Raw genomic sequence first — 26,611 nt, 5'->3', positions numbered from 1 at the left:
ACTTATAAGCCTGCTGGCAGCTTGCTATTTGCTAGATGTGAAAGAAGTTGAGTAACCGTTGCATTGGTCATATCTGTGAGTGGCTGCGGGTAGATACCTACTGCCAGCACTAATACAGCCAAAATCGCTAATATTAAAAACTCACGTTTGTTTAAATCTTTAAGTGCTTGCACATTGGCATTGGCAACTTCGCCGTAAAACACACGCTTAACCATCCATAAAGTATAAGCAGCACCAAAGATTAAGGTAAATGAGGCCAAGAATGCGTACCAGAAGTTGACTTGGATTGCGCCTAAAATCACCATAAACTCGCCAACAAAACCAGAGGTACCAGGTAAACCACTGTTGGCCATTGCAAATAATACTGCAAACGCTGCAAACGCTGGCATCGTGTTTGCCACACCACCATAAGCATCGATCTGGCGGCTATGTACACGGTCGTACAGCACGCCTACACACAAGAACATGGCCGCTGAAATAAAGCCGTGAGAAACCATCTGCACAACAGCGCCTTCTAGCCCTAAGTTATTAAAAATAAAGAAACCTAAGGTCACAAAGCCCATGTGTGAAATTGAAGAGTAAGCAATCAACTTTTTCATGTCTTTTTGCACCAGTGCTACTAATGCAATATACACAATCGCAATCAGTGACAAAGTAATCATGAAGCCTGATAAGTAATGCGCAGCATCTGGTGCAATAGGCATAGCAAAGCGTAAGAAACTGTAACCACCTAATTTCAGGGCAATTGCCGCTAATACGACTGAACCGCCAGTTGGCGCTTCGACGTGCGCATCCGGCAACCATGTATGCACTGGCCACATAGGAATTTTTACCGCAAATGCTGCAAAGAACGCCAAGAAAATAAGCACTTGCACGTTTAAAGGCATCGGCAATTGGTAGTAATCTGTAATCGCGAAGCTACCGGTTTGATGGAACATATAGATAAACGCAACCAGCATCAACAGTGAGCCAAGCAGTGTGTACAGGAAGAACTTAACCGTTGCATATACACGGTTAGGGCCACCCCAAATACCAATCACTAGGAACATTGGGATAAGCATCGCCTCCCAGAACACATAGTAGAGAATTGCATCTAGGGTACTGAACACACCAATCATGAGACCACTCATGATCAAGAATGAAGCCATATATTGCGCCACACGCTTCTCGATTACTTCCCATGCTGAAATCACAACAATCACAGTAGTAAAGCTAGTGAGTAAAATTAGAGGAATCGCAATACCATCAGCACCTAAGTGGTAATGGATATTGAAAGACATAATCCACAAAAAGCGTTCCTGGAACTGAAATCCGCCATCTGCAAAGTTAAAGTGTGTATACAGCGGGATTGTGACCAAAAAGCTCACAACACTGCCAAACAAAGCTAACCAGCGTGTGAGATTAGGCTTGCTGTCATTCGCGGTAAAGAGTACCAACACGCCTGCCAAGACTGGCAGCCAGATGGAAAAACTAAGGATATGTTGCAAAAAATATTCAAGCATTTTTTATACTTTAGAAAAGAATTAAATCTTTAAAAGACCAAGAGATAGCATTAAAAACACGCCAATAATCATCGCGAATGCATAGTGATAAATCAAACCTGTTTGTAGCTTGCGCACCACACCAGATAACTTGCCAATAAGATTGGCTGTACCGTTCACCATAGCACCATCAATCACTTTAACATCGCCGATTTGCCAGAGTTTATTACCTATAAACCTTGAGCCTGCAGCAAAGAAACGATCGTTAAAACTATCAAATCCGTATTTGTTTTCTAAAATCTGATTAATCATGCTGAATTTAGCCTGAATCGCCGCAGGAATATCAGGACGCTTCATGTAAAAGTACCATGCAAGCACCACACCAGATGTAGCTAATGCAAACGGCAGTGTCATCAATCCATGAACAGCCATGCCTACGGGTGAATGGAAAATGGTATGCCAATGGTGTGCAAGCTCATGCATTGCAGGGTGCGCATGTGCATCGACAAAAATAACGCCTTTAAAGAAGTCACCAAACAGCATCGGTTCTATTGCAAAGTAACCAATCGCTAACGATGGTACTGCCAACAAGATTAATGGCAGTTTAACTACCCAGCCCGGCTCGTGCGGGTCATCGCTTGGGCTTAAGCCATGATGATGCTCTTCATCGTGATGGTCGTCATCATGGTGATGCGCATCATGTTTAACTTCACGCCATTTCTCTTTACCGTGGAACACCAAGAAGTACATACGGAAGCTATAAAAAGCGGTGACAAATACACCGGTTAACACGGCAAAGTATGCAAACCCACTACCAGCTACTGTAGAGAACTTAGCTGCCTCGATAATACTGTCTTTAGAATAGAAACCTGACAACAACGGTGTACCAATTAAAGCTAATGAGCCAATCAGAGAGGTAATCCATGTAATCGGCATGTACTTTTTAAGATTGCCCATGTTGCGGATATCTTGATCATGATGCATGCCCATAATCACAGAACCAGCACCTAAGAATAGCAGTGCCTTAAAGAATGCATGGGTCATTAAGTGAAAAATAGCTACTGAGTAAGCTGATGCACCTAATGCCACTGTCATATAGCCTAATTGCGACAGCGTAGAGTAAGCCACCACACGCTTAATATCGTTCTGAATGATGCCCAAGAAGCCCATAAACAATGCAGTGATACTGCCGATAATAATCACGAACGATAATGCAGTTGAAGATAGCTCAAACAATGGTGACATACGCGCCACCATAAAGATACCAGCAGTTACCATCGTTGCGGCATGGATCAACGCTGAAATTGGGGTTGGGCCTTCCATTGAGTCCGGCAACCATACGTGTAAAGGCACTTGTGCAGATTTACCCATTGCGCCAATAAACAGCAAGATGCAAGTCACTGTGATCAACGACCATGATGCATTGCCAATCAGATTAATTTTAGTGTCTGCCATAGCAGGCGCTACTGAAAACACGGCAGCGTAATCAAGGCTACCGAAGTGATATAGCACTAAGCCTATGCCAAGCAGGAAGCCAAAGTCACCTACACGGTTCACTAAGAATGCTTTTAAGTTAGCATAGATAGCGGTTGGGCGTGTGTACCAGAAACCAATCAATAAATAAGAAACCAAACCTACTGCTTCCCAGCCAAAGAATAGTTGCATGAAGTTATTGCTCATCACCAACATCAGCATTGAGAAGGTGAACAGCGAGATATAGCTAAAGAAACGTGCGTAGCCTTTATCTTCGTGCATATAGCCGATGGTATAAATATGGACCATTAATGAAACAAAGGTTACCACTACCATCATCATGGCACTTAGCCTATCGATTAAGAAGCCGATTTCAAATGAGAAATTTCCGCTCTTCAACCAAGAATATACAGTCTCATTATATGGCTGGCTAACCATGGCGTCTTTTAGCACATACACTGACAAGGCAAAAGAAATCGCCACACCAGCTATGGTCAGCACATGGGCAGCGGCTCTAGGCAGATACTTGCCAAACAGGCCGATAATAATTGCGGCCAATAAAGGAAGCAAAGGGATTGCAAGATAGATTTGTTGCATACTCATGCTAAACACTTAGCCTTTCAAACTGTCTAAATCGTCAACGTTGATGGTGCGTAAATTTCTGAATAGCACCACCAATATCGCTAAACCGATAGCAGACTCTGCAGCAGCTACCGTTAAAATGAAAAACACAAAAACTTGCCCTGCAATATCATTCAGATAATGTGAGAAAGCAATAAAGTTAAGGTTAACGGCCAACAACATTAACTCAATCGCCATCAATAAAATAATGACATTTTTACGATTTAGAAAAATACCAACCACGCTAATCGCAAACAGCAATGAGCCTAAAATCAGATAATGAGATAAACCGACCATTATTTAGCCCCTTTATCATCAGCCTGCGCTGACGCATCGACCACATCATTTTTTTCCACGACAGCATCCATTTTTACAATTCTTAGTCGGTCTGCTTTTTTAACCAGCACTTGTTTAGCAGGATCCATAGACTTGCTGTCTTTACGATCACGTAAGGTCAGTGCAATAGCCGCCACAATCGCCACTAGCAAAACAACTGACGCCAATTCAAAGGGCAGTAGGTAATCGGTATATAACACGCGACCTAGCTCAGCCGTATTGCTGTAATCAGCAGGATGAGCAGCGGGTGCAGCAACCACATCAGTACCAAAATTACGTGCGCCTACAATCATTACCATTTCTACTGCCATCAAGCCACCAACAGGCAAGGCCACCGGCAAGGCTTTCCAGAAACCTTCACGCAATTTATCTAGATTGATATCCAGCATCATCACCACAAACAAGAACAGCACCATCACCGCACCCACGTACACCAACACCAGCGCGATAGCTAGGAACTCGGCCTCTAGCAGTAGCCAGATGCCTGCCGCCGTAAAGAACGCCAATACAAGGTACAGTGCCGCATAAACAGGATTACGCGTGGTAATCACACGTAATCCTGCAATCAGCAGGATGATTGCGAGCGTATAAAAAACGATGTCTTGAAAATGCAAGCCAAAAAATGTCATATTTTTAAATGGTTATCTGTTAAAAGTACTTAAACGATGTATGAAGGCTTTACTATTAATAATTAGCACCAGATGCTTAAACTTATTATTGTTTAACTAAATAGTTTGTTATCTAAACTGCTTACTATCTATATTGCTTATCTTGCGCTCGATCAGCAGCAATTTGTTTTTCGTGCTTATCGCCTACCGCTAATAGCATCTCTTTGGTATATAGTAAGTCACCACGCTGCTCACCGTGGTAATCAAACACGCGTGTCTCTACAATAGAGTCCACAGGGCATGATTCTTCACACAAACCGCAGAATATACATTTAGTTAGGTCAATATCGTAACGCGTGGTACGACGCGTATTATCTTCACGCTGCTCAGACTCAATCGTGATAGCAAGTGCGGGACACACTGCCTCACACAACTTACATGCGATACAACGCTCTTCACCATTTGGGTAACGACGCAATGCATGCAAACCACGGAATCGATTTGATTGAGGGGTGCTTTCCTCTGGGTATTGAACCGTAATTTTAGGTGCAAAAAAGTAACGGCCTGTAAGTGCCATACCCTTTAGCAACTCCCATAACATTAAGCTGCCTAATGTTTGTTTAATCGATTTAATCATAATTTAATTTATTCAAAGCCTAATCACTAACACTAGTGAAACAAATGAGCCCAAGGAGTTTGCATCATGCCACCTACAAACACGATCCACACAATAGTAATTGGAATAAACACTTTCCAGCCTAAACGCATAATCTGGTCATAGCGATAGCGCGGAAAGGTTGCCCTAAACCATAAGAATAAGAATAAAAGGAAGCCAACTTTAGCCAGCAACCATAAGAAACTATCTGGAATAAACGGTACAGGCGATAACCAGCCGCCCAAGAACATCAACGCTGCCAGCATTGACACTAGAATCATGTTTGCATATTCAGCCAAGAAGAATACAGCAAACGCCATACCTGAGTACTCAACGTGGAAACCCGCAACAATTTCAGACTCACCCTCGGCTACGTCAAACGGTGCGCGGTTAGTTTCAGCAACTGCACTAATAAAGTAAACAATAAACAAAGGGAACAATGGGATAAAGTACCAATGCCAGAAACCGCCCTCTTGTCCTAAAACAATTTTGCCTAGGTTTAAACTATTAGCACACATCAACACGCCTACCAGTGCAAAACCCATCGCAATTTCGTATGAAACGATTTGTGCGGCTGAACGCAAGCTACCCAAAAATGCATATTTAGAGTTAGATGCCCAACCCGCGATAATAACGCCATATACCGCCACAGAAGTCATGGCAAGAATATACAGCAAGCCTGCATCTACATCCGCGAGTACCATATTCAAATCAAACGGCACAACAGCCCAAGCTGCAAATGCGGGAGCAATTGCCAATACTGGCCCTAGTAAAAATAAGGCTTTATTGGAAGCGGTAGGTAAAATCACCTCTTTAAATAGTAGCTTGATACCATCTGCTAGCGGCTGCAATAAGCCAAAGTAACCAACGCGGTTAGGCCCAATACGCACTTGCATATAACCGATTACTTTTCGCTCGGCTAAAGTAAGGTAGGCCACAGCGCCCATCAACGGCAATACAATTGCAACAATTTTAATCAAAGTCCAGCCAGTGATTTCAACTGCTGGCCAGTAACTACCGAATAGATTTGATAACCATTCCATTAGGCACGCACTTCCGTAATGTTTTTATTAATATCTTGTAACTGCTGTAGAGATAGCTTTTCAATCGTGATATCGCCCATCAAATCACCAAGGCCAACCGTCGCCTCGTGCGCAGCTGCCACACGTACACAACCCATCGCTACATGATCATCCAAACGTACGGTTAATACAGCACTACCCTTATCTTGTTTCACCAATACATGGTCACCTTCAACCAAGTCTAAAGCTGCTAACTGGCGGCCGCACATACGTGCCATTGGTTTGATGTTATATTTGGTTTTTTGTAATGGTGGTGAGCGTCTTACAATCGGGTCAGACTCGTATTGCGGCACTTCACCAATACGTTGTAGACCATCATGTTTGATATTCACTTGAATCTCAACGAGTTCTCTCAAGTTGTTATTCAGGCTACGCCAAACCACAGCAGATGGTTTCTCGCCTGCAAAAATCGCATCTTTAACTTGCTCGCTAGATTCAAAATCAAACCCAGCTAAACCTAGCGTATTCGCTAATACACGCAACACTTTCCAAGCTGGACGGGCTTCACCTAGAGGTCTCACCGCTGCGGCAAAACTCTGTACACGGCCTTCCATACTCATGAAAGTGCCTGATGTTTCTGTGAACGGCGTGATAGGTAATAAAATATCAGCATTATCTAATGCTTGTGATTTATAAGCAGTCAATGCAACCACACACTCAGCTTTTTCCATCGCGGCTTTTGCTAATGCGGCGTGCTGACAATCAAGTTCAGGCTCAATATTCAATAACAAATAAGCTTTACGTGGCACTTCAAGCATCGCACGTGCATGCATGCCAGTGCTAGATGGCATTACGCCCATCATATGCATACCAGTGCTATTTGCTGCGGCTGGCAATATGCCGCCTTTAGCACCAGAAATGCCGCCAATGGCCTCTGCCAAGCTGTACATTTCTGTAAAACGTGGGTCACTTAATGCCATGTTACCCAAGAAAATACCAACTTTTGGCGCGATTAAATCATAGTCTTTACCTTGACCAGCCAAACTCTCTGCAATTGCCTGTGTGTTTGGGCGTACTTTAATATCATCCAATAGCGCAGTGAGTGATGGTGGTAGGCATAGTGACAAACGTTGCAAGCCAGACATCGCTTTTAATATTTGCCCCAGCACATTCACCATGTCGTTTGGTCGCACAATCACTTTATGCGCAATATCCATCAACGGATCATTATCTAATGGACTCACCACAGACAACTCTGCACCATTCGCTACCGCCCTACGGAAGCGCTGCGCCAATAGCGGATGTTCATTGCGTAAATTAGAGCCAATCACAATAATACGGTCTAATTCTTCAATTTCATGGATATTGCAACCCATCCATGGCGTGCCTAAACGCTTACCATCTAGTCTAAAGTCAGTTTGACGTAAACGATAATCAACGTTGCCGCTGTTTAAACCATTTGCCAATTTTTTAGCTAGGTAACCCTCTTCCATCGTGCTGTTTGGAGAGACAAGCACACCTAAAGCCTCACCGCCGTGTTCGTTAGTGATGTCTTTCAACTGACCTGCAGCGAATTCAAGTGCAGTTTTCCAATCTGTTTCCACCCAAGCACCATTGTGCTTAATCATTGGCACTTTAAGGCGGTCAGGACTATTAAGGCCTTCGTATGAGAAGCGATCACGGTCGGACAACCAGCACTCGTTGATGCTTTCTTTTTCACGCGGTAATACACGCATGACTTTATTGTCTTTTACATGCACTTCGATATGCGAGCCCAAGCTATCATGCGCAGCAATACTTGGTCTACGGGTTAACTCCCAGCTACGTGCTGAGTATCTGAACGGTTTGCTTGTTAATGCGCCAACTGGGCACAAGTCAATAATATTGCCAGACAATTCTGAGTTAACACTCTTATCTACATAGGCAGTAATTTCAGCATGCTCGCCACGACCAATCATGCCCAACTCTTGCATGCCGCCTACTTCTTTTAAGAAGCGCACACAACGCGTACATTGAATACAACGCGTCATGTCGGTGCTGACTAATGGGCCAATGTTTTTGTTAAATACCACACGTTTTTCTTCAGTGTAGCGAGAGCCGCTCACACCGTAAGCCACAGCAACGTCCTGTAAATCGCACTCGCCGCCTTGATCGCAAATTGGGCAATCTAACGGGTGATTAATAAGTAAAAACTCCATCACGCTTTGCTGCGCTTCGATCGCAGCTTTTGAGCGTGTGAATATCTTCATACCGTCGGCAACTGGCGTTGCACACGCTGGTAATGGCTTGTTAAATTTCTCTACCTGCACCAAACACATGCGACAGTTTGCTGCCACCGACAATTTAGGGTGGTAGCAAAAACGTGGAATCGCAATACCGACCTTATCAGCCGCATCAATAATGGTGCTGCCGTGCTCGACTTCTATCGATTTACCATCTATTTCAATATTCAACATTATGTATTTTTACCGTCTTTACAGTTATTTACCGTCAACCATGCTCTTGCCGTGTTGAATATAGTATTCAAACTCAGGCCTGAAGTGCTTAATAAAACTTAATACTGGGGTTGCCGCCGCCTCGCCAAGCGCACATATCGTACGACCTGCAATATTGTTACTTACATCCGTGAGCAAATCTAAATCTTCCATTTTGCCCTGACCTTTAACAATACGGTCAATCACACGATAAACCCAACCCGTACCTTCACGGCAAGGCGTACATTGACCACAGCTTTCCTCATAGAAGAAATAAGCCAAACGATGTAATGTTTTCACCATGCAAGTTGTATCATCCATCACAATCATGGAGCCAGCACCTAAGCTAGATCTAGCTTTGCTTAAACCATCGTAATCCATGGTCGCGCCTAAAATTGCTGATGCAGGCATTACCGCAGTAGATGGTCCACCAGGAATCACCGCCTTCAATTGGCGGCCTTTCCAAATACCGCCAGCCAAAGCTAATAACTCGGTAAATGGCATGCCCATGTTAACTTCGTAATTACCTGGTTTTTCTACATGACCAGAGATAGAAAACAATTTGGTACCGCCAGAATTTGCAACACCTAAATCAGCAAATGCCTGACCGCCATTTTGCATAATCCAAGGGATGCTGGTGTAGCTTTCTGTATTATTTACATTGGTGGGTTTACCAAACACACCATAACTTGCTGGAAATGGTGGTTTAAAGCGTGGCTGGCCTTTTTTGCCTTCAATGGACTCAATCAGTGCAGTTTCTTCACCGCAAATATAAGCTCCATAGCCGTGTACTGCATACAAATCAAAACTGAAATTTGTACCGAATAGATTTTCGCCTAGATAACCAGCCGCTTTTGCCTCATGCAACGCAGCCTCAAAAATTTCATAATCCTGCCAGATTTCGCCATGGATATAGTTATAGCCTACACGTGCACCTAAGGTATAAGCTGCAATTGCCATACCTTCAATCAATTGATGCGGATTGTAACGAATGATGTCTCGGTCTTTAAAAGTACCAGGTTCGCCCTCGTCTGTATTACAAACCAGATATTTCACGCCATCAAAATAGCGCGGCATGAAACTCCATTTAAGACCAGTAGGAAAGCCAGCGCCGCCGCGACCACGTAGACCTGAAGTTTTTACCTCAGTAATAATATCGGTAGGCTTAACTTTTTCAGAGACCACACGTTTTAGTGCGGCATAACCACCCAACTTCAGGTAGGTTTCTAATGACGCTGGATTTTCCTCAGTCAACGTACGTAGCGTAACTAAAGTTTGTCCAGCCAAATCTGTTTTCACAACCGGTTTGCTAGAAGCGACCATTATTTAAGCCCCTCTATAATTGCATCCACTTTATCTGTGGTTAAGAACTCGTGCATTTCAGTGTTATTGACGTGCATTAAGGGCGCACCACCACAACAGCCCATGCATTCACCCTCTTTTAAACAAAACTTACCGTCTGCTGTCACTTCATTAAAGCCTACGCCAAGCTTGCCCTGCAAGTGACTGACGATTTCATCGGAACCGCGCAGCATGCATGAAATATTAGTACAGATGGTTACCTTATATTTACCCACTGGCGACAAATCATACATATTGTAAAAAGTTGCCACTTCCATTGCTGCAATTTCAGGCATGCCTAAATATTGCGCCACCTCTGTAATACTTTCTTTTGACAACCAGCCACGTTCAGTTTGCACGATACGTAACGCACTCATCACCGCAGCCTGCCGTTGATCAGCAGGATATTTGGTCAACTCATAATCTATTTTTGTGGTTGCTTCTGGGCTTAACATACTAATTGATTCCTACTCCATGCAGCGCAACAGCGCACATGGCAATGACGAAAATGCTAATAACAACGAAGAAATGTTACAGACTACGTTCATCGGTCGATTTCCCCGAAAACGATATCTTGGGTACCGATAATGGCCACTAAGTCAGCAATCATATGACCTCTAGTCATTTCATCTAAGGCCGCTAAATGCGGGAACCCCGGTGCTCGGATTTTCAAACGATATGGCTTATTGGCACCATCTGACACCATATAGATACCGAACTCACCTTTAGGATGCTCAACCGCTGCATACGCCTCACCAGCTGGCACATGAAAACCTTCTGTGAAAAGTTTGAAGTGGTGAATCAAGTCTTCCATGTTGGTTTTCATACCTTCACGGTTCGGAGGCGCCACTTTATTATCTGATGTAATCACAGGGCCTGGATTTTTACGTAACCAATCCACACACTGCTTGATGATGCGGTTAGATTGCCTGAACTCCTCCATACGCACCAAGTAACGATCGTAACAATCGCCATTAACGCCTACTGGAATATCAAAATCTAAATCTGCATACACTTCATAAGGCTGCTTCTTACGCAAGTCCCACTCAATACCTGAGCCGCGTAACATTGGGCCAGTCATACCAAGTGCTAAAGCACGCTCTGGGGTTACCACACCAATGCCAACGGTACGTTGCTTCCAGATACGGTTATCCGTCAACAATGTTTCATACTCATCGATATAAGTCGGGAAACGGTTGGTGAAGTCTTCAATAAAATCTAAAAGCGAACCTTGGCGGTTCTCGTTTTGCGCTTTAACTGTTTTAGCATTGCGCATGGATGACACTTGGTATTGCGGCATTGAGTTCGGCAAGTCGCGATAAACACCACCTGGACGATAGTAAGCAGCGTGCATACGCGCGCCAGAAACCGCCTCATACACATCAAACAAATCTTCACGCTCACGGAACGCGTACAAGAACACCGTCATTGCACCTACGTCCAGCGCATGGGCACCCAACCACAACAAGTGATTGAGCACACGAGTAATCTCATCGAACATCACACGAATATATTGCGCGCGCACAGGGACTTCAAGCCCCAACATCTTCTCAATAGCCATGACATAAGCATGCTCATTGGACATCATGGACACGTAATCCAACCTATCCATGTACGGTACGCTTTGTAAATAAGTACGGTTTTCAGCTAACTTTTCAGTGCCACGGTGCAACAAGCCAATATGCGGGTCAGCACGTTGAATCACTTCACCATCCAACTCCAACACCAATCGCAACACACCGTGCGCTGCCGGGTGCTGCGGGCCAAAGTTCATGGTGTAATTTCTAATTTCAGCCACGGTGCGCTCCTTCATTACGAATCACGCGTGGCACGTTATTGCGCAACTCAATAGAAACCGGCTGGTAGATTACACGTTGCTGCTCAGGGTCATAACGCATTTCGACGTTACCTATCATAGGGAAATCTTTACGGAACGGGTGACCAACAAAACCATAGTCAGTCAACAATCGACGCAAGTCTGGGTGGTTTTCAAACATAATGCCATACAGGTCAAACGCCTCGCGCTCAAACCAGTTAGCCACAGACCAAACATTTACTAAAGTAGGCAAGATTGGGAAGTCTTCATCTTTAGCAAAAACTCTCAGACGCACGCGATGATTCAACGAAACAGAAAGAAAATGACAAACTACCGCATAACGCAAGCCATCGTAACTACCTTCACCGTACTCTTGATAATCTACGCCACACAGATCAATTAATTGCTCAAATTTTAAAGTAGCATCATCACGCAACAACTGACAAACAGCGAGATAATCTTCGGCACGGCACTCGATAGTAACTTCACCAAGAGCAACCGTTTGCTTGGTAACTTTCTCACCAAGTACCGTCTGCAAACTGGCTAATAGCTGATCTAATTTAGCTGACATAATTTTGTTCTTAATTTAACAGACCCATTAACTTAACGGGCGATAGTGTTTGTACGTTTAATTTTATTTTGCAACTGAATAATGCCGTACAACAACGCCTCTGCTGTAGGCGGACAACCTGGCACATAGACATCAACAGGAACAATACGATCACACCCGCGCACAACCGCATAAGAGTAATGATAATAACCACCACCGTTAGCACACGAACCCATGGAGATAACCCAGCGCGGCTCAGCCATTTGGTCATACACTTTACGCAATGCTGGTGCCATTTTATTGACTAAAGTCCCAGCCACAATCATCACATCAGATTGTCGTGGACTAGGACGGAATACGATACCAAAACGGTCAAGGTCGTAACGTGAGGCGCCTGCATGCATCATCTCAACCGCACAGCAAGCCAAACCAAAAGTCATCGGCCATAACGAACCGGTACGGGTATAGTTAATCACCGTATCCAGTGTAGTGGTGACAAACCCTTTTTCTAAAACACCTTCAAGACTCATGATTCAATTAATCCCATTCCAATGCGCCCTTCATCCACTCGTAGATGAAGCCAATCACAAGCACGCCTAAAAAAACCATCATAGCAAGGAAACCAAACAAGCCTATTTCCTGCAACACAACAGCCCACGGGAATAGAAATGCAATTTCCAAATCGAACAAAATAAACAGGATAGCAACAAGGTAGTAGCGCACGTCAAATTTCATACGTGCATCTTCGAAGGCTTCAAAGCCACATTCATACGGGGAGTTTTTTGCAGAGTCAGGTCTGCTTGGGGAGACTAGTTTAGATAGGATTAGCGGGCCAACACCAACTGCCAAACCCACAAGAATGAACAACAATATTGGAAAATAATTTTCTAGCACTAACAAACCCCAGACTAAATTACTAAAGAATTTGCAACAATTAAAAGCAAAGCACTATTGCCGGCAGAACCAACCAACTTTGAGACTAGATATTCACTACTTTCAACCAAAAAATCAAAACTGCTAAATGGTGCCGACGGAGAGACTCGAACTCTCACGACTTTCGTCACTACCCCCTCAAGATAGCGTGTCTACCAATTCCACCACGACGGCACATGCTTAAACTACATGATTATTTTGGCACAGCCTCTGTATTGGTTGTTTCAGCTGTAGCAGCTGAAACAGGTTTAGCAGCGTCAACCGCCTGAGTTGACATTGCTTTAACCACACTACCGCTACTAGCTTTATGACTAGACAAGTAAGCCAAAGTTAAGCTGGTAACAAAAAATACGAATACAAAGCCCGCCGTTGCGCGACTCATAAAATTAGACGAGCCAGACACACCGAACAAACTACCAGATGCGCCGCTACCGAAAGATGCGCCCATATCAGCGCCTTTACCATGCTGCAACAACACCAAGCCAATTACACCAGAAGCCGCCAACACATGAATTACTAATACTATATTTTCCATTTTTTACCTTATACACCACCGCAACACTCAGACTCAAACCTTACCAAATCAACGCGTTGACTGGTACAAAACCTAAGATGCCGCCTGGCAAATCCCTTCAAATTCTTGTGCGCTTAATGAGCATCTACCAATTAAGCCACCATCTATATCCTGCATATTAAATAATTGTACCGCATTTTGTGGATTTACGCTCCCCCCATAAAGGATTTTCAAGCTGGCTGCCGCCTCTTGGTTATGGCTTGCAATCCTATGCCGAATAAACTCGTGCATACTCTGTGCCTGATCTGGCGTAGCTGCCAAGCCGGTGCCAATTGCCCAAATAGGTTCGTAAGAAACAACCGTGCCAGCAAACACATCCGCACCGTATAGGTTAATAATGGTATCAATCTGCTTTGCAACCACCATTTCCATCACGCCAGCTTCACGTTCGATTAGGGTTTCACCTACACATAGTATTGGCACCAAGCCATGTGCTTTGGCTTGCATAAATTTAGCGGCAATATTTTCATCAGACTCGCAATAAGCGGTTGCGCGCTCTGAGTGTCCAATAATGACGTGGGTAGCGCCAAAGTCTCTCAACATGCTTGCACTTACTTCACCAGTAAACGCACCGACTACGTCTTTACTTAGATTTTGGGCACCCCATGCGATGGGGGTGTTTTGCAAAAGACTTTGCGTTTGCGCAAGGTACGGATATGGGACACAGACAATCACTTCAACATTTTTGAGTGTATTTAATCGATCAATATAAGCTTGCAGAAGCTGTTGATTCGTTGCTAAGTTGCCATGCATTTTCCAATTGGCAACTACTATTTTTCTAGGCATGCTACCCCTAATTTTTCTTGAGTTTTAAACTAAAAGTATATGGCTTACGTACTTTAGGCCGGCGAGTTTAAGGGTGACTTTATCACCGTTATTTAATTCGCAACGACCGTGCAGCATTGTAACTTAATTTTAGATGATGGGATTTAGGCAAGAATAATAGTATGATTAATCATGATAAGAAAACTTGCAGCTATAGCCCTACTCGTCATTTCACCTTGTTTTCATGCATTTGCTGACACGACATCTAATGGATTTTGGGATGATGTTAAAAACACGTTATCCGAAACATGGAACAGCAATGAGTATGAGCTATACGTGCCTGTCAGCACATGGCACAACCGCCAGTTCTATGATAAAGAAAAAATAGATGGCTACAATGAGCAACCATGGGGCCTGGGAATTGGTAAATACAGGTACGATATCGATGGTGATTGGCATGGCATATACGGAATGGTGTTTGCGGACTCACACAACGAGATGGAGCCTGTAGCTGGGTACGCCTTTCAAAAAATGTGGCATGCAAATAATGATTTTCGCTTAGGGGCTGGCTACACGATAGGTGCAACTTTACGTCAAGACTATCACTACCTGCCAATACCTGTGATTGCACCTGTTGCTTCTATTGAATATAAACAATTCGCGGTGCAATCTACTTACATTGTTGGCGGGCAAGGTAATGGCAACATTTTATTTACCTGGCTCAAATGGCAACTTAAATAGCACTGGGTGCATTTTCCGCACCTCTCGCTGCTGACTTAAACAACAGCCTAGCATAACCCTATCGCAACAGGCTTGAATGCCTTGCCCAATCAATCTTGGCTTAATTGATTAATTGCGCTGCGTACCGCAGTTACCAGCTCTGACGCAGTCAAACCGAGCGGCCCTATACCTTGCTCGACTAGAAAATCCGCCGCCGCGCCATGTACATAAACGCCAAGCTTAGCTGCATGAGTCGGCATCAAGCCCTGCGCGATTAAACTTGCGATAACGCCAGTCAACACATCACCGGTGCCGCCAGTAGCTAGCGCTGGATTACCAGTGCTATTAATAAAATAAGTACCATCTTGCTCAGCAATCACTGTACCCGCACCTTTAAGCACGCAAATTACTTGCAGTGACTGTGCCAATGCAATAGCGGTTTCAACACGTTGGTTTTGAATATCTGCCGCGCTAATAGCCATTAATCTCGCCGCCTCACCTACATGCGGAGTGATGACCGTTTGGGCATACCGACTTTTCAACAACTCAGCAAGATGATGATGTTGAGCGACTAAATTCAACGCATCCGCATCCAGTACTAAAGGGCATGCCTGCGTGAGCCAAAAAGTTAGTACGGTAATAGCTTTATCTGATTGACCCAAGCCCGGGCCGATTGCCACTACATCTAACTGCGGCAATGCTGCAATCGCATCTGACGTACGCATCATGATTTCTGGATGCAGAAAATCCACCGGAGGTGCTGTGTCACAAAGCATAGCGGCGTAAACCCTGCCTGCTCCAGACAGTAATGCAGCCCTTGTCGCCAGCAATACCGCGCCGACCATGCCGCAATCTCCGCCAATAATCGCAACACTGCCAGATGTGCCTTTATGCGCATCGACTGCACGCACCGGCAGCGTGGATTGCAACATTGGCTTGGTAAGTAAGTGTGGGTCTATTTGCATAGCGCGATTAAACGTTTACATGCCTGATATTTAATTGTACTTTTTGCGCACCGTTGTAGCTATTAGTTTGCAATTGATAGGCCGCTTGAATCTGAGTATCTAAAAACTCGGTTTGATTAAAATAAATCGCATCAATCACAGCTGCCGACGGGCTAGATAGTGCCTTCAAGCTGAGTTTCAAATGTTTTTCAGCCAATATACGCTGATTAACCACCTCAAACTCATCATAGAACAATGGCGGCGGAAAACCCTGCCCCCACACCTGATTTTCTAGCGTTTGCGCGATAGCGTAGGTCATATCACTCGCGCTTAAGCTACCGTCAACTTCTAGTACGGCCTCTAAATCCGCCTCGGTCAGCAGGCTTCTGACTACCGCTTCAAAACTCAATTTAAATACATTGAAATCTTCAGCTTTTATTGTCAACCCAGCAGCCATCGCATGACCGCCAAACTTCAATATCAAGTCAGGCTGATGTTTACTGAGTAAATCCAAAGCATCACGCAGATGCAAGCCGGCAATTGAACGCCCAGAACCCTTAAGCAAACCTGAACCTCCATCGGCAAACGCAATGACTGGGCGATGGTGGCGCTCTTTAATGCGGGACGCTAAAATCCCAATCACGCCTTGATGCCAATCAGGCTCATAAATACTAATGGAGTATTGATCTGCAATCGCGATATCATCAAGCGACACATTTGCGCTCTCTTGCATATCCGCTTCTATACTGCGTCTTTGCTTATTTAAATCATGCAGTTGCTGCGCGAGAATGACTGCATCTTTTTCAGTGCCTGCCAACAAGCATTGAATGCCTAAGGTCATATCATCTAATCGACCAGCTGCATTTAACCGTGGTCCCACATAAAACCCTAAATCTTGCGCCATGGCTTTTGCTGGCTCGCGCCCCGCAATTTGAAGTAAAGCGGCAACGCCATGACTACATGCGCCGGCACGGATTCTGCGCAAGCCCTGCTCTACCAAAATGCGGTTATTTTCATCCAGCTTCACCAAATCCGCAACTGTACCCAAAGCGACTAAATCCAGGAGTTCGGTTAAGTTTGGTTCAGTACTGGACTGGTAAGCGCCTTGATCACGCAACTCTGCTCGCAAGCCTAGTAAACAATAGAACATCACCCCCACACCCGCAAGATTTTTGCTGGGGAAAGTACAGCCGTGTTGATTAGGGTTGACAATGCAGGCGGCCTCTGGCGTTTGTGAACCAGGTAAATGGTGGTCAGTAATCAATACTTGCATACCCATTTCGTTGGCGACGGCTACGCCATCGACACTGGCGATACCATTATCTACCGTTACTATCACATCTGGCGCTTGCGTTGCTGCAAGCTTGACGATTTCCGGGGTGAGGCCGTAACCGTACTCAAAACGATTAGGCACCAAAAAATCTACGTTAGCGCCAAATAAACGTAAGCCTTTTACGGCAACAGCAGTGGCTGTGGCGCCATCTGCATCATAGTCACCAACCACTAACAGTTTTTTATTGGCTTTAATTGCCTCAGCCAGCAACTTAGCCATGGTCTGGTTATGCGTAAGCTGCTGCGGCGGCAGCAATGCACTCAAATTAATACTAGTTTGCGCAACATCGGACACCCCACGGGCAGATAACAAACGAGACATCAGCGGCGAGATACCAGATGATTGAAGGCTCTGCACTATGGCAGCAGGCGCATTACGTTGTGTGATGGAGGTCATACTAAATAGGCACTCATAGGTTTAGTTGTTCGCCAGAACTTATAAAGATCAAGCGGCCTGATTGTTGCCACTAAGGTTTTTTCATAGCAGGCTAGGTTAAGCACCAGTTGCGTGATACTACGATTTTTTAGCCCGTTTAATAAAGCCTGAAAACTATCTTCAGCCAGCAGTAAATCCTGCGCTAATTGCAAACGTACATGCGTGCGCCCCGCCACATGCGACATCACACTTTGTAATGATGCGGCTATATCTTGATACGCCAAGTCAGAGCGCTTAGCTAAGCCTTTATAAAAAGCGCTGTTTCCGACCAAGCAATCAATATCGCTATCAGGCTTTACAGTTGCAGGCATCACTCCACCACCAGATAGCCAAATGCTATTCACCGCAACCTCACCTGCGCCTTCACGCTCAGTATTAGCAGCATGTGCATGTAATAGCATCTGAACTTCATTCAAGTACGCCACCCATTCGCTTGCTGTACTACCCAGTGGCATAAAGTGGGCAACATTTTTACCCATCGCTATTGCTGGCAGTGCAGTTTTAATTTGTGGCGGTTGCGTTAAAGACACGTACCATGCACCAGACTCACCTAAAGAAAACTTTAAACCATCTTGTGCAAAGTGCGCATTAAAACTGGCAATCATCGCTTGCGCATGCGCTCGCGATACCGGTAATGGACAAGGCTCACTTAAGCTAAAACTGTCACGCTGCAGCACCAAATGCACAGGGTCAGCACGCAGCCAGTAGTCCGCACCTACATCCAACCCATCTTCCGCCGCGGCAATAGCAGCAATGGGGTAATCTGGCATAAGCTCTAAACCGCTTTGCGCACATACTAATGCTTCCAGCGGCAAATCCTCTTCACTAACGCTAGCTTTAGCGAGTAAATACGCCAGCACGCTACTTTGAGGCTTTGCAAACAGTTGCCCCGTCGATACACAGTCTATAGTAAGCTTCACTAAGTTATTTTCAGTTGATAGTTAAGCACTAATTTTACTTGCAACCAGCCCGATATGGGGTAGATGACATAAAAAAACCTAGTAGCATTTACTGCTACTAGGCTGAATCACAAAGCAAGTACATGGGGCAACCATGCGCCATTAGCTCTTAGTAATAACGGCGGTCATCTCCATCATAGCGGTCGTAACGCTCCTGATCTTTCCAATCGTGCTTTTTATGGCCACGATAACCTCGCCATTGGTCATTGCCACGGTAACCCGGCTCAATATAGCTGACTTGTGATGTTGTATAACGGTTTGGCGCCACCATCACATTTACATCCACAAAACGTCCAGGGTGCTCAGCTGTCACCGTGTTATATGTTCTGCCGTTGTACTCATAAGTAACAAAATAACCTGTATTCACAGTTTGCCAGCGGTCTACTTGATAACATACATCTACAGGCACGTTACGCGTTACCACTTCATTAGGACGGTTATTTGCGATACGATCACCCGCAATAGCGCCAACACCAGCACCAACTGCTGCGGCAGCAACACGACCACTACCTCTACCTACTGTATTACCTAACAAACCACCAGCAATACCACCGATGATTGCACCCGTGATAGAGCGATTACCTTGAGAATAGCTCTGTTGCTGATACTCGGTACGACACTCTTGCTGTGGCGTATTGATACGCTCGGTTTGCGGTGTGACTGAAATCACACGTGCAGTATCAACATATTGATCACTGGCCAACGCTGGCGTTGCAAACACTGCTGCGATTAATGCAGGCACAGCCATCGCCACGCGCGTGCTATTAACAACGTTCAACTTAAAATTACGCATTTTACTTCTCCTCTATTTCTAGAATTTATTAAGCCACTGAATCAGGCCAATTAGTAGCGGCCATGCTCAGTTAACGCGATTGATTTAAATTGGCTTACCTGCAATTGTTAATAATTTGTAACTAATGATTTTACTTAGCGAAAGCCACAAGGCCTTAAAGTGACTTACTCATCACTTTCTACATCCATATCAGGAATATGATTAAACGCGATACGCATCGGTGCATCCTTGAGCGCCTCATGCGCGCCGCCAAAGTAAATTGTGTTTTTGCCAAACTTTGAATTAAGGCTATCAATTGCCTGACTTAACTTCTTCTCACTTTCTAACGGCGCTACCTGGAACAAATCACGCGCCACTTCATCAGCCGTGACCAGCCCAGAAAAAGACACGCCAACCGCATAAGGTTCGGCATTAGTTGTTGGATATTGCTGCATAAAAGTTTCTAGCGCTTCAATCAGCCTTAAAGTGTTATCGGTGGGTGACAGCGCACTTTCTTTTTGCCAGCTCGGCTTATTTCTAAACTTCACCTTAACGCTGATTCTTGAAGCAAGTAAATCGTAGCTACGCATACGCATGCATGCCTTTTGTAGCAATCTGTGCAACACTGCTCTTACGCCAACCTCGTTGCGCTGCTCAGGCGGCATCACATGTGAATGCCCTAAACTACTACGTGCATTTTTCACATAATATGGCTCAATACCGCGCAACTTATCATACATACGCTCGCCTTCTACACTACCCCACGCCACCTGCAACTGTTGCCGATTAGCAGCATACAACTGCTCCACAGTCGTAATCTTATAGCGGTTTAAACGCGCCTCCATCTGCTTACCAATCCCGTTTAAATCGCGTAACCTTAAGCCATATAGTCGCTGCGGTAGCTCATGCGGCGCTATCAACACGCAGCCATCAGGCTTTTGCATGTTAGACGCTACTTTTGCCAAAAAAGTATTAGGTGCAATGCCAATAGAGCAACGGATAAAATCCCCAGCTTTTTTCGCAAGCTCAGATTTAATCTTCGCCGCCAACTTCAGCGCATTTTCTGGTTGCTGCTGACTACCTGTAAGCTTACAAACCATCTCATCAATAGAAAGTACTTTTTCTACATGCGTACAGCTTTCTACAATATCAATTAAAAAATGATGATACTGCACGTAAACGGGTGGCCTCGCTTCTACAAACATGATATCTGGGCAAAGCTTGCGTGCCTCACTGACCAGCGTACCGGTTTTAATACCAAACGCTTTTGCTTCATAGCTGGCAGCAATACAGCAAGTGGTTTCTGCCATCACAGCGAGCACACCGATAGGCTTACCTCTCAATTCAGGCACCAACTGCTGCTCAACTGAGGCAAAATAAGAATTAAAATCTACATATAAAGCGTTTAACTGCATGGATAATGGCGATTAGAAATATTTAGAAAAAATGAATGTTTAGCCCGATGTTATGACTAACAATACAGCAGATAATTAGCGCCAAGCATAAAATACAGCTTAAACACTCAAAGCATTATTATAAGGATTACATCATGAGTCAGGAACAAATTGCAGTATTTGCCGGCGGTTGCTTTTGGTGCACAGAGCCAGTATTCAGCCAGCTTAACGGCGTAAAAAAAGTCGCATCAGGCTACATCGGCGGCCACACTACCGACCCAACCTACAAGCAGATTTGCAATGGCGATACCGGCCACGCAGAGGCGATTCAAATCACTTACGATGAAGATTTAATCAGCTTTGAAACACTGCTGGAAATATTCTTTGTATCGCACGACCCCACCACGCCGAACCGCCAAGGCAATGACATTGGTACGCAGTATCGCTCTGCCGTATTTTGCCAAAATGAAGCACAACGCACGGTAACTGTGAATATGATAAGAGCATTAGATCAACAACATATCTGGGCTAACCCAATTGTGACTGAGGTCAATGCTGCTGAAGTGTTTTACCCGGCAGAAGATTACCACCAGTACTATTTTGATAAGAACCCAAACCAGCCTTATTGTATGGCAGTTGCCGCACCTAAAGCGGCAAAGATTCGGGCTAAGTATGCGCAGCTAATTAAGGATTAAGCATGTTAGGCTTAGTGTTAATCGATTACAGCAATTGGTAGACTTGAACACTAGTTTATATTAGATATTTTTGCACCAGTTATAAAGAAGAATCAATGAAGCCTTTCCTCATTGATTCACTGTCACTGCTTCGATATTATTATGTCTAGCAGAGAGGGCGGCTACCATAACCTTTACTTATACAAGATATTGCAATTAACTTTGTATTAGATTGATTAATAAAAGTCCTATGATTATGTTAATAATCACAATCAAAACAAATGAAACAGCGTTACTCACCATACTGTTTCTTAATATTTTTCCCGTATCACTTAGATATTTATTTGAAAAAGCCAATGGTGATAATACAAATACCGTTGATAAAAACATTTCTTCATTTTTATGCGAAATCATCTTTAAGAAATCACCGTATCCCTGCGATAGAAATCGCATGGCGAGCGCAATATTGCATATTAAAAAACTCACATCTAGTGCCAAAATAATCCTAAACAAAACTGAGTTTGATACGCTCTCCATGGCAAAAAATACTGCAATTGACACAAGACACAAAACACATACAAACGCGCCACTCAATAACCTCCTACTAATAAAACTCATTCCCAATCCTTAATTGCCACTACACTTTAAACTCATACGAAGGTAGTAGCGTGTTTCATTAATCACGCAAACTACTTTTTTTGCATGACACTCAATCGTTGCAACAGGCACCTGTCAACTCAACAACAAAGCCAAATTGCAAACAGAATGTATTAAACATACATGCTACTCAATTCTGAATACCTTCACTGTAAATTGTTGTTAACTGAATAGTTAACAACAATGCAGTCAACAACAATTGACATAGGTACAGTACAAATAATTTGTAGACTAAGCGTTTGATTAATTGCAAAACAAGACTATTAAGATAGTGTCTAGTAAACTAGTGGCAATTCACCCATTAATCACCACTATGTCTCTTGGGAGGTCTTTTTTACCGAGACGTTTACCGTGGGCATCGTATATAAAATCTGTAGCCTTCGTCTTTTTCACCAGACTTTCTAAGGTTCTGTAATCTGCCCACATCCATGCTTTATCTGAGGTGCGGTCTATTTTTGACTCCCATTCTGGAGCTAGATAAAGACCAGTGCCAATCAAAGTTTCCCCATATGTGCTCACAAGTGGCCATATGCCTGTCTGGTTTTTACGTCGGAAGCCAATCAAGCCCAAAAACAAATCAATGGGGTCAGACTCCATTGATTTCTGTTATTAGCCATTATTCCGTTTAAATTCATCTGATTTTCTATCCCCACCTTTAGCCAACTTACCACCTCTGCGGTTAAGCTGACCTGCAATTTTCTGCTTAAAATGCTCGCTGCCTAAAACCCATGCTTTATTTGTAGCCTCACGCATCTGCGTTAAACAGATCTCATCTATCTGCCCAGTAAATAAACTGCGATATTGTGTTTGCCTTGCTGCCTCATCTTGCCCTAGTGCGTAATACATGGGTTGTGGAGTAATCAACGCATCATATTGACCTAATGCATTTGCACGGTAGCTACTCCAAGGATATTCTGACGGGTGTTGTACCATATTCGCCCGTACGGGGTTAAGTTCAATATATCGATAACATAACAAAGCATAGGTATCGCTATCAATCAGACTGGCTTTGTATCGACCCTCCCATAACGTACCACTGCGTTTATAGGTGTAGTTGAAGTATTGCACGTAATATCGCCCCAGCATTTGCATCATTTTAGAGATGCCGTCTGTTTTGTTTGGGGTGGCAAGCAAGTGTAGATGGTTCGTCATCAATACGTAGGCGTGAATGTCACACTGATGCTTTTTAGCGGCATCGGCGAGTTTACCCAAAAAGAAGCGATAATCTTCTTCGGCAATAAATACAGGTTCACGATTATTGCCACGAATAATAATGTGTTGTGGATGACCAACCAACACAAAACGAGGAAGACGTGCCATGACAATGATCTGCTATTTGAATTAACGAAGCGCCAAGAATAAAAGCATATTTGGACGGAATCAATGGAGTCTGACCCCGTTGATTTTTACCCGTTAAAACCTGTAAGCATTAAATAAGCAAAAAAACTAATGGCTATAATCCAAGAAAAAGCTATAAGAATGTTTTCTTTCGGATATTTTTCTATTCTTTTTACAGTCCTAATAAGCCAAATTAAGGTTATTAGTAGCAATAGTGGGTCTATGTAAAAGAACATTAGTGAGATGGCTATATAAGAATCCAAATCATCACACAAGCTTGGATAGTCACAAGAGTAAATCCTCCCAAAGAAAACAGTTATAACCCCCACAATTTTTATGAGAAGGCATATAGCAGATAATATTAAATAAGCTTTCCGAAACATATATTCTCTCTAGATGCTGATACTGGTCTATTTCTTATGTGCTGATAAATTAGGGGTACTGTATATCTGCTTAATTAGTGGATTTACTTGGCTCCCTACACCAAGACTCTGGCAGTTTTCAAATTTTCCGCAGTCTTTAACAGGGGAGCGCACCAAGCTAGTGGCTTCCGCTTTAGTTACGCTTCCAATTGCATCGTATAAAATGAACTTTCCGTATTCAGTTTTTGTTACCTTCTCAGCTAAATTTGTAACTGTGCTACTGCTAACACGTGGGGTTGCTGTTGCCCCTGCTGCTACTTTAAATAAGGTACTTACATAGTTTTTATAAGCATTAGCGTTTGTATTTGGGTTGTCAGGCTCTTCGCCATTTTTAGCATGTCCAAATTTAGGGTCATAATGCGTTCCATATTTTTGCACATGCGCAAAAGAGTCGCCGAATGAGTGTAGCACTTGTTGTACAACTGGTTGCGACAAATAAAGGTTTTTTGTCGTCGGGTCGTTTTCGTATTGTTTCAATCAATGGGGTCAATCAATGGGGTCAGACTCCATTGATTCATATTTTTAGCCATTACTCTGCTTAAACTCATCTGACTTTCTGTCTCCACCTTTAGCTAACTTATCAGTTCTGCGGTTAAGTTGGTTGGCAATCTTTTGTTTAAAGTGCTCACTGCCTAAAACCCATGCTTTATTCGTTGCCTCGCGCATCTGCACTAAACTTATCTCGTCTATTTGAGCGGTAAATAAACTGCGGTATTGTGTTTGCCTTGATGTCTCATCATGCCCTAATGTGTAATACATGGTGTGCGGAGTAACCAACGCATCATATTGACCTAAGGCATTCACACGGTAACTACTCCAAGGATATTCTGACGGGTGTTGTACCATATTTGCCCGCACGGGGTTAAGTTCAATATAACGATAGCATAGCAAAGCATAGGCATCGCTATCAATTAAGCTGGCTTTGTACCTGCCCTCCCATAGTGTGCCGCTACGTTTATAGGTGTAGTTGAAGTATTGCACATAATATCGTCCCAGCATTTGCATCATTTTAGAGATGCCGTCTGTTTTGTGTGGGGTGGCTAGCAGGTGAATGTGGTTGGTCATCAGCACGTAGGCGTGAATATCGCATTGATGCTTTTTAGCAGCATCGGTGAGTTTGTCCAGAAAGAAGCGGTAATCTTCATCAGATGTAAATACTGGTTCACGGTTGTTGCCACGAATGATAATGTGTTGCGGATGGCCAACCAATACAAAACGAGGAAGACGCGCCATGATAATCATCGACTCTTTGAGTTAATTAATGAATAGGTAAGGATAACAGCTTGCTTTGCTAGAATCAATGGAGTCTGACCCCATTGATTACAGATGCACGCTGTTGCCTGCGAGTAAGGCGCCTGTGTTGCTAAGGTCGCCTGCTTTGAGCTTGGCGTACACTTGGGGGACTAAGGCTTGCGTGGTCGTGCCATCAGGTAGTGTGATGGTTTGCTCAACTAGCCAGACGATGTCACTGGTCAGTTGTGCGACTTGTAGGTCACTCAGTGCTATCCCTAGGGTTAAGTGGAGGGCTTTAGCAAAGGTGACGCCATTCATCATCAAGGCTTGGTATTGCGCTTCGTCATCGGCATAGCCTACCAAAAAGCGTTGCCCTGTGAGTTGGTTGATTTGTTCGCGAATGAGCTTTTGTTCGTAGAAGCCGTCGCCTAGGCGTTTGCTGCCTGAGCTTACTCGGTAGAGTCTTTCTGTTTGTAGATGAAGGGTGTGGCGTTTTAGCATTGGTGAATTAAATTAGGTTTCCATGCGGCGTACTGCGCTTTGCGCGAGTATCGCCTTACTTAGTGCTAGTTAGCCTTTGGTACCCATTGACCATCTTCATTGATTTCCAGATTCTTATAAGGGTCGATGTTTTGCAAATAAACATCCATATCAGGAATGCGCCAATCTTCATCACCACAAAGCTCTTTCCATATCCAAAGGTAAAAGGTGTGATAGTCACCTTTGATGTACTCCTTGACTGGGTGTTCATAGCATGGGTAAAGAAAGAACTGCCCTACATTGCCTATCCAGTCAAACGCTTCGTTATCGTTCAGGTTGATGAGGAAGCGCAGGCCTTCTTTGAAACGTTCGTACCAGTTACACCTGTCCACTCCTTTTTCAGCATCGGACTTGCACTCCAAAAAAAGTGGACGAGTATATTTCCGTATTACTTTCCTTACCGCTTGTTCGTCATCCGGTTCAATTGCCCAAAGTTCCTGTTCAGTCGGGCCGGATGGACACCCCCCCAATGCACGAGTAAGTAAGCCTTTCACATCCCAACACGCCCCAACAATGAATTCATCTTTATCTATCATAGCTA

The 26,611-nt window shown here is 44.0% G+C and carries 29 protein-coding genes and 1 tRNA gene; 2 read left to right on the top strand and 28 right to left on the bottom strand.

Annotated elements, in window-relative coordinates; all coding sequences use genetic code 11:
* Window positions 1-2: 2 nt before the first annotated feature.
* From ACSSU7_RS01225 to tpiA, 16 genes are all read right to left on the bottom strand, one after another.
* On the bottom strand, window positions 3-1,502 hold the full coding sequence (locus ACSSU7_RS01225; RefSeq protein WP_492516936.1) for an NADH-quinone oxidoreductase subunit M: 1,500 nt from the start codon (window positions 1,500-1,502) through the stop codon (window positions 3-5).
* A gap of 21 nt (window positions 1,503-1,523) precedes the next feature.
* Window positions 1,524-3,557, bottom strand: a complete 2,034-nt coding sequence (gene nuoL, locus ACSSU7_RS01220) for an NADH-quinone oxidoreductase subunit L (RefSeq protein ID WP_492516935.1) — start codon at window positions 3,555-3,557, stop codon at window positions 1,524-1,526.
* A gap of 9 nt (window positions 3,558-3,566) precedes the next feature.
* Window positions 3,567-3,872, bottom strand: a complete 306-nt coding sequence (gene nuoK / locus ACSSU7_RS01215) for an NADH-quinone oxidoreductase subunit NuoK (RefSeq protein WP_135278285.1) — start codon at window positions 3,870-3,872, stop codon at window positions 3,567-3,569.
* Window positions 3,872-4,540 (bottom strand): NADH-quinone oxidoreductase subunit J, encoded by a 669-nt coding sequence (locus ACSSU7_RS01210; protein ID WP_492516934.1) that lies wholly within the window; start codon window positions 4,538-4,540, stop codon window positions 3,872-3,874. The genes nuoK and ACSSU7_RS01210 overlap by 1 nt, the downstream gene beginning before the upstream one ends.
* 124 nt (window positions 4,541-4,664) lie before the next feature.
* Window positions 4,665-5,156 carry an NADH-quinone oxidoreductase subunit NuoI gene (gene nuoI / locus ACSSU7_RS01205; RefSeq protein ID WP_492516933.1) on the bottom strand — a complete coding sequence of 164 codons (492 nt, stop codon included), beginning with the start codon at window positions 5,154-5,156 and terminating at the stop codon, window positions 4,665-4,667.
* Window positions 5,157-5,188: 32 nt separating this feature from the next.
* On the bottom strand, window positions 5,189-6,217 hold the full coding sequence (gene nuoH / locus ACSSU7_RS01200; RefSeq protein WP_019897878.1) for an NADH-quinone oxidoreductase subunit NuoH: 1,029 nt from the start codon (window positions 6,215-6,217) through the stop codon (window positions 5,189-5,191).
* A complete protein-coding gene (nuoG, locus tag ACSSU7_RS01195; RefSeq protein ID WP_492516932.1) occupies window positions 6,217-8,652 on the bottom strand; it encodes an NADH-quinone oxidoreductase subunit NuoG in 2,436 nt (811 codons plus the stop codon). The genes nuoH and nuoG overlap by 1 nt, the downstream gene beginning before the upstream one ends.
* A gap of 24 nt (window positions 8,653-8,676) precedes the next feature.
* The gene (gene nuoF, locus ACSSU7_RS01190) at window positions 8,677-9,993 is read right to left on the bottom strand and encodes an NADH-quinone oxidoreductase subunit NuoF (RefSeq protein ID WP_492516931.1); all 1,317 of its coding nucleotides are present in this window, start codon (window positions 9,991-9,993) and stop codon (window positions 8,677-8,679) included.
* Complete coding sequence (nuoE, locus tag ACSSU7_RS01185) at window positions 9,993-10,466, bottom strand: NADH-quinone oxidoreductase subunit NuoE (protein WP_492516930.1); 474 nt, start codon at window positions 10,464-10,466, stop codon at window positions 9,993-9,995. Before nuoE ends, nuoF begins: the two co-directional genes overlap by 1 nt.
* 89 nt (window positions 10,467-10,555) lie before the next feature.
* Window positions 10,556-11,809: an NADH-quinone oxidoreductase subunit D gene (locus tag ACSSU7_RS01180; RefSeq protein ID WP_492516929.1), complete on the bottom strand. Its 1,254-nt coding sequence runs from the start codon at window positions 11,807-11,809 to the stop codon at window positions 10,556-10,558.
* The gene (locus ACSSU7_RS01175) at window positions 11,802-12,398 is read right to left on the bottom strand and encodes an NADH-quinone oxidoreductase subunit C (protein WP_492516928.1); all 597 of its coding nucleotides are present in this window, start codon (window positions 12,396-12,398) and stop codon (window positions 11,802-11,804) included. The genes ACSSU7_RS01180 and ACSSU7_RS01175 overlap by 8 nt, the downstream gene beginning before the upstream one ends.
* A 32-nt stretch (window positions 12,399-12,430) precedes the next feature.
* Window positions 12,431-12,907, bottom strand: coding sequence for a NuoB/complex I 20 kDa subunit family protein (locus ACSSU7_RS01170; RefSeq protein WP_015832544.1), 477 nt, complete (start codon window positions 12,905-12,907; stop codon window positions 12,431-12,433).
* A 7-nt stretch (window positions 12,908-12,914) separates the two neighbouring features.
* Window positions 12,915-13,271, bottom strand: coding sequence for an NADH-quinone oxidoreductase subunit A (locus ACSSU7_RS01165; protein WP_029144011.1), 357 nt, complete (start codon window positions 13,269-13,271; stop codon window positions 12,915-12,917).
* A gap of 128 nt (window positions 13,272-13,399) precedes the next feature.
* A tRNA-Leu gene (locus ACSSU7_RS01160) sits at window positions 13,400-13,484 on the bottom strand.
* A 19-nt stretch (window positions 13,485-13,503) separates the two neighbouring features.
* Window positions 13,504-13,845 carry a preprotein translocase subunit SecG gene (gene secG / locus ACSSU7_RS01155; RefSeq protein WP_492516927.1) on the bottom strand — a complete coding sequence of 114 codons (342 nt, stop codon included), beginning with the start codon at window positions 13,843-13,845 and terminating at the stop codon, window positions 13,504-13,506.
* 72 nt (window positions 13,846-13,917) lie between these two features.
* Window positions 13,918-14,670 (bottom strand): triose-phosphate isomerase, encoded by a 753-nt coding sequence (tpiA, locus tag ACSSU7_RS01150; protein WP_492516926.1) that lies wholly within the window; start codon window positions 14,668-14,670, stop codon window positions 13,918-13,920.
* A gap of 171 nt (window positions 14,671-14,841) precedes the next feature.
* Between tpiA and pagP the strand changes: the two genes are divergently transcribed.
* Window positions 14,842-15,390, top strand: a complete 549-nt coding sequence (gene pagP / locus ACSSU7_RS01145) for a lipid IV(A) palmitoyltransferase PagP (protein WP_492516925.1) — start codon at window positions 14,842-14,844, stop codon at window positions 15,388-15,390.
* An 89-nt stretch (window positions 15,391-15,479) separates the two neighbouring features.
* Here the strand turns inward: pagP and ACSSU7_RS01140 are convergent, their stop codons facing one another.
* From ACSSU7_RS01140 to ACSSU7_RS01120, 5 genes are all read right to left on the bottom strand, one after another.
* Entirely contained in the window at window positions 15,480-16,334 is an 855-nt protein-coding gene (locus ACSSU7_RS01140) for an NAD(P)H-hydrate dehydratase (protein ID WP_492516924.1), read from the bottom strand.
* Window positions 16,335-16,341: 7 nt separating this feature from the next.
* The gene (gene recJ, locus ACSSU7_RS01135) at window positions 16,342-18,042 is read right to left on the bottom strand and encodes a single-stranded-DNA-specific exonuclease RecJ (RefSeq protein ID WP_492516923.1); all 1,701 of its coding nucleotides are present in this window, start codon (window positions 18,040-18,042) and stop codon (window positions 16,342-16,344) included.
* The gene (locus ACSSU7_RS01130; RefSeq protein ID WP_492516922.1) at window positions 18,039-19,001 is read right to left on the bottom strand and encodes a hypothetical protein; all 963 of its coding nucleotides are present in this window, start codon (window positions 18,999-19,001) and stop codon (window positions 18,039-18,041) included. Before ACSSU7_RS01130 ends, recJ begins: the two co-directional genes overlap by 4 nt.
* Window positions 19,002-19,149: 148 nt before the next feature.
* Complete coding sequence (locus tag ACSSU7_RS01125; RefSeq protein ID WP_492516921.1) at window positions 19,150-19,833, bottom strand: glycine zipper 2TM domain-containing protein; 684 nt, start codon at window positions 19,831-19,833, stop codon at window positions 19,150-19,152.
* Window positions 19,834-19,997: 164 nt separating this feature from the next.
* The gene (locus ACSSU7_RS01120) at window positions 19,998-21,227 is read right to left on the bottom strand and encodes a Y-family DNA polymerase (protein WP_492516920.1); all 1,230 of its coding nucleotides are present in this window, start codon (window positions 21,225-21,227) and stop codon (window positions 19,998-20,000) included.
* A 134-nt stretch (window positions 21,228-21,361) separates the two neighbouring features.
* Here ACSSU7_RS01120 and msrA point away from each other — a divergent pair, with 134 nt between their 5' ends.
* Window positions 21,362-21,901, top strand: a complete 540-nt coding sequence (gene msrA, locus ACSSU7_RS01115; protein WP_492516919.1) for a peptide-methionine (S)-S-oxide reductase MsrA — start codon at window positions 21,362-21,364, stop codon at window positions 21,899-21,901.
* A 195-nt stretch (window positions 21,902-22,096) separates the two neighbouring features.
* Here the strand turns inward: msrA and ACSSU7_RS01110 are convergent, their stop codons facing one another.
* From ACSSU7_RS01110 to ACSSU7_RS01080, 7 genes are all read right to left on the bottom strand, one after another.
* Complete coding sequence (locus ACSSU7_RS01110; protein ID WP_492516918.1) at window positions 22,097-22,498, bottom strand: hypothetical protein; 402 nt, start codon at window positions 22,496-22,498, stop codon at window positions 22,097-22,099.
* A 333-nt stretch (window positions 22,499-22,831) separates the two neighbouring features.
* Window positions 22,832-23,134, bottom strand: coding sequence for a hypothetical protein (locus ACSSU7_RS01105; protein WP_492516917.1), 303 nt, complete (start codon window positions 23,132-23,134; stop codon window positions 22,832-22,834).
* Window positions 23,135-23,146: 12 nt separating this feature from the next.
* Window positions 23,147-23,857, bottom strand: a complete 711-nt coding sequence (locus ACSSU7_RS01100; RefSeq protein WP_492516916.1) for a transposase — start codon at window positions 23,855-23,857, stop codon at window positions 23,147-23,149.
* Between the two features lie 428 nt (window positions 23,858-24,285).
* Window positions 24,286-24,774, bottom strand: coding sequence for a hypothetical protein (locus tag ACSSU7_RS01095; protein ID WP_492516915.1), 489 nt, complete (start codon window positions 24,772-24,774; stop codon window positions 24,286-24,288).
* Between the two features lie 45 nt (window positions 24,775-24,819).
* Window positions 24,820-25,530, bottom strand: coding sequence for a transposase (locus tag ACSSU7_RS01090; RefSeq protein ID WP_492516914.1), 711 nt, complete (start codon window positions 25,528-25,530; stop codon window positions 24,820-24,822).
* An 87-nt stretch (window positions 25,531-25,617) separates the two neighbouring features.
* Window positions 25,618-26,031 (bottom strand): hypothetical protein, encoded by a 414-nt coding sequence (locus tag ACSSU7_RS01085; protein ID WP_492516913.1) that lies wholly within the window; start codon window positions 26,029-26,031, stop codon window positions 25,618-25,620.
* Window positions 26,032-26,096: 65 nt separating this feature from the next.
* Entirely contained in the window at window positions 26,097-26,606 is a 510-nt protein-coding gene (locus tag ACSSU7_RS01080; protein ID WP_492516912.1) for a hypothetical protein, read from the bottom strand.
* Window positions 26,607-26,611: the final 5 nt, after the last annotated feature.

Source organism: Methylotenera sp. E1MeOHC1 (assembly GCF_058745595.1).
Note: the sequence above shows the minus strand (reverse complement) of the source record. Positions and strands in the feature narration are given on the sequence as shown.